Raw genomic sequence first — 6,694 nt, forward strand, 5'->3', positions numbered from 1 at the left:
CTGGCATTCCCTCTCGCGTGACATGGGTCTCTCCCCGATTCTGGTCGTGAGAGGCTCTGGATGCGCTAGAAAGCAGGGCAGCTGATGGCGTTCGATCCATCAACGCCGGATCGAGAAGCGCAGAAAGCGCGGCAAGTGCGGTTATGCTGACAAATGGCCGAGCTGCCAAAAGCTCCGCCTCAGGGCATGCCGTTCGGTCGAACATCCATGCTGGAACCTCCAGCCAACGATCTGCTTGCGATCCATCCAGCGTGCAGTGGAAGGCGACATCGCCAGCCTTGTCGACGGCCCCATGAACGCAAACTCGGCAACCAAACCAAGGATGATATCGATAAAGAACCTCGCGAAGAACGGTCCTGTGGGCGTTCTCAAACCTCGTTGTACAATCCGAAACGAAGACACTCGACGATCGGATATCTGAGCCCTATCGAGTTCGAACGGAAGGCCGAATTAGCTTAAGCCGGTGTCAACAGAACCGGGTGCAGCTCAATACCGTTGCCTCAGCGTCAAACGAGGCCCGCGTTATTCGGCCGAACCGGCCGCCGTGGCGACGGCATTGGCAGCGGTGAGAGGCCGAGGACGGATCGAGATCGATATCGCCGGAGCCCGGATCAGGGTTGAGAACGGCGATGATCAGGTGACGCTGTCGATGGTGTTGGCGGCGGTACGGGGCGACAATTGATTTCGTTCCGGGCGGACCTGAAGATCATGTTGGCGGCGCAGCCCGTTGATTTCCGCAAGAGCGCCCATACGCTGTCAGCGCCGGTGAGCGAAGCGCTTCGTGCGAACCCCTATTTCGCAGATTTTTATCTTCCGCTCGAAGCGATCAGATCGCATTAAACTTTTGGCGTGGGACGGCAGCGGCATGGTTCTGGTTACGAAGTGGCTTGAGGAAGGCCGTTTACCTGGCCGCCGATCCACGACGGCGTTATTTGTTTGACGGCAACGCAATTGTCGATGCTGATCGCTGGGTTGGATTGGTCGCGCGTGACACAGCGCGGTTGTGGCGGGGCCGGTGTCGATGGATCCGCCCGAGTGGATTTGCCCTCTGCTCGGCATCGAGGTCGACGCCTTCAATCATGGTGGCACGCCGGGTTCGCCGCAATCTCCGCCGTGGCGGTTCGTCATAACGTCATTGTTGAGACGCTCTCAAAGGCACCCAAAACCTTCGAACCGATCTTCGCGCGCAAACCAAACCGCGATATCGACGCAGGTCCGTGGTGCGAGGGCTTCTATGCCGCTATGAAGTTCAAGACTATCGGCGTGGGCACCGATCAGCAATCCCGCCGATATTAATCGCGGTCTGTTGTTGCCGATCCTGTTCCACTGCGTCGACGATCAGGGGCGCCCGATGCTCGGCCCGCCGAAACAGGGGGCAGACACTGACCAGTTCCGGCGAACAGCCTACAAGTATATTCCGACCGTCGTCGAAAACATGCGTCAGTACTGGATGCCGACACGCTTCAAGACCCGATCGTAGCCACCGGGCGGACGTGGAAGCTCATACCGCTTACGGCAGGCCCTCGCCGTGGCTATTCTGGTGGATCGCGATCAGCTCTTTGAGGTTCTCGATCCCGTCATCGGGGAACGCCATCACCCCGTCTTCACCGACGCCGACGACCCATAGTTGGCCATCCTCGGTGTCTATTTCTTCGGCGACCTCGAACAGCCATTCCTCGTCTTCACCGAGCATCTCAGCGACATGGCTGAGAGTGAACCCGCGGTTGACGTGCCCCATCAAGCCGCCTGCGCCGCAAGGTCTTGCTGTTGCGCAGTATTCCAGTTCCAGGGCAGCAGCTCATAGAGCCTGTGGGCAGCGATGCGAGCGAGTACATCGTAAGCGCGAAGCCGATACCCTTGCTTCAGAATTCGAACGAACGTGCGAAGAAGCCTGCGGCTTGGACGGAGGTTTGGGATGGGATTGGTCAGCAAAAAGGACGTCCATTTGGACGGCTCATCGGTAGAGCCGGTGAGCCGGCTGGAGGTCCTTGAAGGGCCGTCGGGACGCCGCGTGCGTTCGGAGGCTGAGAGAGCTCGGATCGTCGCCGAGAGTCTGCTACCCGGTGCCCAGGAGTCCGAGGTGGCGCGCAAGCACGGAGCGACGCGCTGGCAGATTTACGATTCCTTCGGAAGATACAACGCGCGATCGATGAACGCATGGCCATGACGCGAAACGTAGGCAGCGAAGACGCCGATCTGGCAGTTCGTGATCTTCCCTGCCGAACCAGTGTATTGCCGCGCCACTCCGCATGACGCTTTGCCCTGTTTGAGGAAACCGGTCTCGTCGATCACCAGCACCGCATCGTCATCCGCCAAATGCTCGATGACATAGTCGTGCACGATATCGCGCAGGGCATCAGCGTCCCAGTCTCCACGACCCAGAATCGCCTACTGCCGCCATGGGCCGGGATCGCCAGCCGCCTCCGCGCGCATCCAACCGGTCTTGCGCTGCTCATCTCCGAGCAGACCTTGCGGAAATAGGCCTGCATTCGTCGCAACACGCTCTTGCGTGAACAACGGACGTATCCGTTGCTTGATCTCTCGAAGCGACGCCGCCCACAACGCAAGCGTCTCCTCAAACGTGGAAGCTCATACCGTTTACGATGTATCTGGCCGGGAGTTCGGTTCGGCGAGTCGAAGACATCACCGAGGCGCTTTGGGGCATTCGGTTCAGCCCGAAGGCAGGGTCGAACCTGAATAAGAAGATCTATGCCAAGATCGAGACTTGGCTGACTCGCAGATCGAAGGGAAGCGCTTCGCTGATTCCCTCGTGCGGAGCATGACAGAAGCGTGCAAAGCTGGCCTCGGATCAACGAGGTGGCGGTATGATTGCAGACGGCAAAATGGACGTCCCATTGGACGTCTCGAAGGCGAGCCGTGTCGAGTGCCTGGATCAGGTCTTTGGGATTGGCGCCGAGGGCGCTCGGCTGCTCGCTCCGCAAGCTCCCGATCTGATCCTCGAGCCGCGCGACTGCCGCGAGACAGTTGTTCCGCCGTCGTTCGAGCTCACCGGCGAGCAGTCGGTTGTCGGGATCAACGGCGTCGTATTCCCGGCGTGCGTGCGCCATAGCGGGCCTAGTCCAGGGCAAGCTCGTTTTGCCGCAGCCGCTCGCTGCCGGCTCGCTCGCGACCGGAACTTCACCTCCAACATCGCGTCGAGCGCCAATGGCGAGATCGCACGCAGCACTTCCGCTGACACCGCCGCATCGATGCGCGTGTTGCTGAAAGCGCTACACCCTTTCTCGCTCGACGGATCGATATGACTAGCGCAGACTAGCGTGCATCACGCCTCGAATGGTGGTGGACCTTGCACTTGCGTCCGCAGCGCTGTAAGCCGACGAGAAGTCCACCGCCATTGCGCACCGCGCCCGCCACCATCGCTCCCTTCATGCTCGCATTGCCGGCAATGATCGTCCGGTTGCGATCATACTCCCCTCAGGAGATATAGCCATCGTGGGAGGGTTCGCTCCGACCATCCACTTGCTGTCGATGCACTCGCCGCACTTCTGAAATGGACCCGCGGAGCGGGACCGCTTGAACCGGTTTGTTAGTTGGAAACTGACCGCTCCTGATCCCTTTCTATCACGCCGCCAGAGACTCTGTCTGCTGCTGTTGCTGTGGGCATGTGGTCAACGCGTCAGCGTTGTCCATCATGTCCACAGCCTTCGCGGCCTGCATCCGTTCGCGCCAGACCGCCATCGGCGTGCGATAGCCGAGTGCCTGATGAAGGCGAAGATCGTTGTAGAAGGCGATCCAGCTCGCGATCCCTGCCTTGGCCTCGCGGCCGTCGGCATAGCCCTTGAGATAGATGTCCTCATGCTTGAGCGATCGCCACAGCCGCTCGATGAAGACGTTGTCCATCCAACGACCGCGGCCATCCATGGAGATCTTGATCCCTGCGGCCGCCAACGCGCCGGTGAAGGCCGCGCTGGTGAATTGGCTGCCCTGGTCGGTGTTGAAGATCTCCGGCCTGCCGTACTTCGCCAGCGCCTCTTCTAGAGCCGCCATGCAGAACGAGACGTCCATCGTGTTCGACAACCGCCACGCTAGAACCGCACGGCTCGCCCAGTCGATGATCGCGACGAGATAGAGAAAGCCGCGGCCGATGGGCAGATACGTGATGTCCGCCGCCCACACCTGGTTCGGCCGATCAATTATCATGTTGCGCAACAGATACGGATAGATCTTGTGGCCCGGCGCCGGCTTCGTCGTGTTCAGCTTCGGTCCCAGCGCCGCGATGCCCATCTTGCGCGTCAACCGCTGCACGCGCTTGCGATTGACCTGAAGCCCCTCAGCCTTCAGCATCGCGGTCATTCGCCGCGAGCCCAGGAACGGCCAGGCGATGAACAGCTCGTCGAGTCGCCGCATCAGGGCAAGGTCGTTGTCGTTGGCCGGCCGTGGCGGCCGGTACACCCCAGAGCGCGCGATACCAAGCAACATGCATTGCCGGCGGATCGACAGCGCTATGTCGGCGCGATCGAGCATTCCTCGACGGTCCGGCGTGCTCATCTTCCGGACCTCCGCGCTAAAAAATCGCGCTCGACTGTCAGTTGTCCAATCTTGGCGTGCAGCTTCTCGATCTCGCGTTCGCGAGCGTCCTCGCTCTCCGCCCGACACCCGCGTCAAAGGCCCGGGCCGCCTGGTCCAGCAGTTGCTTCTTCCAGGCATAGATCTGGTTCGGGTGAACCTCGTAGCGCTGGGCCAGATCGGCCACCGTCGCCTGCTCCCGCACGGCTTCCAGCGCGATCTTTGCCTTCAGTGCCGCGTCGATCTTGCGTCTCGTCTCCGTCGTCATCATGCGCTCCGTCTATCAAACGGAGCGCCCCTTCCAACTAAGCACGTGGTCTCAAAATCGGGGTCCATTTCACTTCAGTCCACCACGTCTCTCCATCGTGTGGCTTCGAGGAGGCCGGTCACAGCACACACTCCTGGCAAAGTTGTGCCTTCTCCGCGCCCTTCGCCCCACCGAATCGCGTGCCTGCGGGCCTAGCGGTTCACTTCGAGGCGCCAAGGAGTCATCGTACCCCTGCAGTGCAGCCCATCGAAGAGAGTAATACGTGAAGCAACGTTCACGCGGCACACTCCTCACCGAGATCCTCCCCGCTCGTCATCGTGCGATCGCACGATCACACGTCCGCTGCGAAGCCGCAATGGTTCATTGGGATCGAGATCGTCAGGTTCAGGCTCGCGGCGGCGATGTCGCCTCGCGCGTTCTTCCGATTCGCGCTGTTCACGGGCCGCTCGCTGGGCGCGAGTTTCGATGATGGATCGTGCGAAACGGCGGCGCTGCCGCGGGCGCTCGAGCGAAGTAGGCTGGACGTCGTCGCCTTCGAGCTCGCGGCTGCGGCGCCGCCGAGTTTCGCGCTGGAGCTCAAACCCGCCTACATCTGATGGACCGGGGTCCGTGTCTTGTGCTTCGATTGTCATAACAATGCCATCAGTATTCGCGCGGTCAACTATTTCCGCAGTGCTTCTGGACGTTTGGATTGCCCGGCCGATTGCGGAATCTCGTGCTGCTTGAAGAGATTCGGCCATTCGTATCCTGCCGTCGTGTTCAAGGTTCGGCGGTTCGGGGTGGCTTCTGACACTAACGGGAATATCGGGTGCAGGCTCCGGCCTCGCGCGTTCTTCGGATTCGCGCTGTTCACGGGCCGCTCGCTGGGCGCGAGTTTCGATGATGGATGGTGCGAAACGGCGGCGCTGCCGTGGGCGCTCAGGCGAAGTAGGCTGGACGTCGTCGCCTTCGAGCTCGCGGCCGCGGCGCCGCCGAGTTTCGCGCTGGAGCTCAAAATCACCTACATCTGATTGACCGGGGTTCGTGCCTTGTGCTTCGATTGCCCTAACAATGTCCCCCGTATTCGCGCGGTCGACCATTTCCGCAGTGCTTCTTGATGTTTGGATTGCCCGACCAACTGCGGGACTTCGTGCTGCTTGAAGAGCTTCGGCCATTCGTATCCTGCCGTCGCATTCAAGGTTTGTCGGTCCGGGGTGACCTCTGGAACTAACAGGAATATCGGCTTCAGCTTCCGGCCGAATTGCGACGGCTTCTCTAACCCTCTGCCTGCGTCGGAATTCCGCATAAGTAATCGGACGCTCCATAATGCCTCGGTCAGCACGCCGTGTTGCATCCAATTCAATGCCATGATCATAGGCTGCATCAACCAATACGGCGCGCATATTGTCGTAGTTCTGTTGAGGATGGCGACGTGCGATCTTCAGCCAGTGGCCTTCCAGTGCCCGTCGATTAACGACTACATGCAAGTGTGGATGCTTCCGATCGACGTGGAACGCCGTGAAGTAGTCGAATGAACCGCCATTGTAACCTGACCCGAACATCGTTTCGGTCCAAGCACGGCCGGCAGCGTGCGCACGGCTGGTATCAGTGCCGGGCGGGAAGCTGACGATGATATGAGTCGTTAGGAGAGCTGGTCCCGGTTGTCTGAACAGAGTTTCCGCGTCGATAGGTGGAGCCTCTGCCGGGGTTAGGCTGCCATGCGGAGTGGCAGCGGGGTGAAGTAGGCTTGATCCGGCGTGGTGCCGTCAAGACTCGAATGGGGACGCCTGCTGTTATAGAAGTCGAGATATCGGCCGATCGAGCTGCGGGCCTCGCTGACGCTGTCATAGGCCCGCAGGTACACCTCTTCATATTTGATGCTGCGCCAGAGGCGTTCGACGAACACGTTGTCCCGCCATG

8 protein-coding genes and 5 pseudogenes are annotated in these 6,694 nt (G+C 60.5%); 6 read left to right on the forward strand and 7 right to left on the reverse strand.

Translation table 11 applies throughout. The features are described from left to right. On the reverse strand, positions 1 to 205 hold a 205-nt coding region (locus C7G61_RS45720; RefSeq protein WP_210205927.1), incomplete at its 3' end, for a hypothetical protein. Between the two features lie 351 nt (positions 206 to 556). Here C7G61_RS45720 and C7G61_RS47175 point away from each other — a divergent pair. Together C7G61_RS47175 and tnpB are read left to right on the forward strand one after the other, a co-directional pair. Continuing rightward, entirely contained in the window at positions 557 to 682 is a 126-nt protein-coding gene (locus C7G61_RS47175; RefSeq protein WP_274542318.1) for a hypothetical protein, read from the forward strand. Between the two features lie 26 nt (positions 683 to 708). Continuing rightward, a pseudogene (gene tnpB, locus C7G61_RS41825) lies at positions 709 to 990 on the forward strand (IS66 family insertion sequence element accessory protein TnpB); the annotation flags it as partial. Between the two features lie 520 nt (positions 991 to 1,510). Here tnpB and C7G61_RS41835 read toward each other — a convergent pair. Together C7G61_RS41835 and C7G61_RS41850 are read right to left on the reverse strand one after the other, a co-directional pair. Then, positions 1,511 to 1,738 carry a hypothetical protein gene (locus tag C7G61_RS41835; RefSeq protein WP_108523322.1) on the reverse strand — a complete coding sequence of 76 codons (228 nt, stop codon included), beginning with the start codon at positions 1,736 to 1,738 and terminating at the stop codon, positions 1,511 to 1,513. Between the two features lie 386 nt (positions 1,739 to 2,124). Beyond that, a pseudogene (locus C7G61_RS41850) lies at positions 2,125 to 2,562 on the reverse strand (IS701 family transposase); the annotation flags it as partial. Between the two features lie 41 nt (positions 2,563 to 2,603). On the opposite strand from C7G61_RS41850, the pseudogene C7G61_RS41855 reads away from it, so the two are divergent. Both C7G61_RS41855 and C7G61_RS41860 read left to right on the forward strand, forming a co-directional pair. Next, positions 2,604 to 2,738: pseudogene (locus C7G61_RS41855) on the forward strand (transposase); the annotation flags it as partial. A gap of 87 nt (positions 2,739 to 2,825) precedes the next feature. Continuing rightward, positions 2,826 to 3,263: a hypothetical protein gene (locus tag C7G61_RS41860; protein ID WP_108523324.1), complete on the forward strand. Its 438-nt coding sequence runs from the start codon at positions 2,826 to 2,828 to the stop codon at positions 3,261 to 3,263. Positions 3,264 to 3,582: 319 nt separating this feature from the next. Here the strand turns inward: C7G61_RS41860 and C7G61_RS41865 are convergent. Beyond that, positions 3,583 to 4,795, reverse strand: a pseudogene (locus C7G61_RS41865) (IS3 family transposase). 317 nt (positions 4,796 to 5,112) lie between these two features. Here C7G61_RS41865 and C7G61_RS46775 point away from each other — a divergent pair. Continuing rightward, entirely contained in the window at positions 5,113 to 5,391 is a 279-nt protein-coding gene (locus C7G61_RS46775; protein WP_244608759.1) for a hypothetical protein, read from the forward strand. 126 nt (positions 5,392 to 5,517) lie between these two features. Then, a complete protein-coding gene (locus tag C7G61_RS46780; RefSeq protein ID WP_244608760.1) occupies positions 5,518 to 5,805 on the forward strand; it encodes a hypothetical protein in 288 nt (95 codons plus the stop codon). On the opposite strand, the gene C7G61_RS46785 is transcribed toward C7G61_RS46780, so the two are convergent. The 3 genes and pseudogenes from C7G61_RS46785 to C7G61_RS41875 form a co-directional block, all read right to left on the reverse strand. Then, positions 5,796 to 6,149, reverse strand: coding sequence for a hypothetical protein (locus C7G61_RS46785; RefSeq protein WP_244608761.1), 354 nt, complete (start codon positions 6,147 to 6,149; stop codon positions 5,796 to 5,798). The two genes, C7G61_RS46780 and C7G61_RS46785, sit on opposite strands and share 10 nt — an antisense overlap. 22 nt (positions 6,150 to 6,171) lie before the next feature. Further along, positions 6,172 to 6,462 (reverse strand): annotated as a pseudogene (locus tag C7G61_RS46790) (relaxase/mobilization nuclease domain-containing protein); the annotation flags it as partial. 20 nt (positions 6,463 to 6,482) lie between these two features. Continuing rightward, positions 6,483 to 6,694 (reverse strand): integrase core domain-containing protein (locus tag C7G61_RS41875; protein WP_145963807.1); only part of this gene is annotated, 212 nt, incomplete at its 5' end.

The organism is Bradyrhizobium algeriense, from assembly GCF_003062295.1.
Lineage (GTDB): Bacteria > Pseudomonadota > Alphaproteobacteria > Rhizobiales > Xanthobacteraceae > Bradyrhizobium > Bradyrhizobium algeriense.

What these genes read in the sequence shown, in the direction of transcription:
- C7G61_RS41860 (WP_108523324.1), top strand. Translation starts at nt 2,826, where the DNA reads ATGATTGCAGACGGCAAAATGGACGTCCCATTGGACGTCTCGAAGGCG.
- C7G61_RS46785 (WP_244608761.1), bottom strand. Translation starts at nt 6,149, where the DNA reads ATGATCATGGCATTGAATTGGATGCAACACGGCGTGCTGACCGAGGCA.
- C7G61_RS41835 (WP_108523322.1), bottom strand. Translation starts at nt 1,738, where the DNA reads ATGGGGCACGTCAACCGCGGGTTCACTCTCAGCCATGTCGCTGAGATG.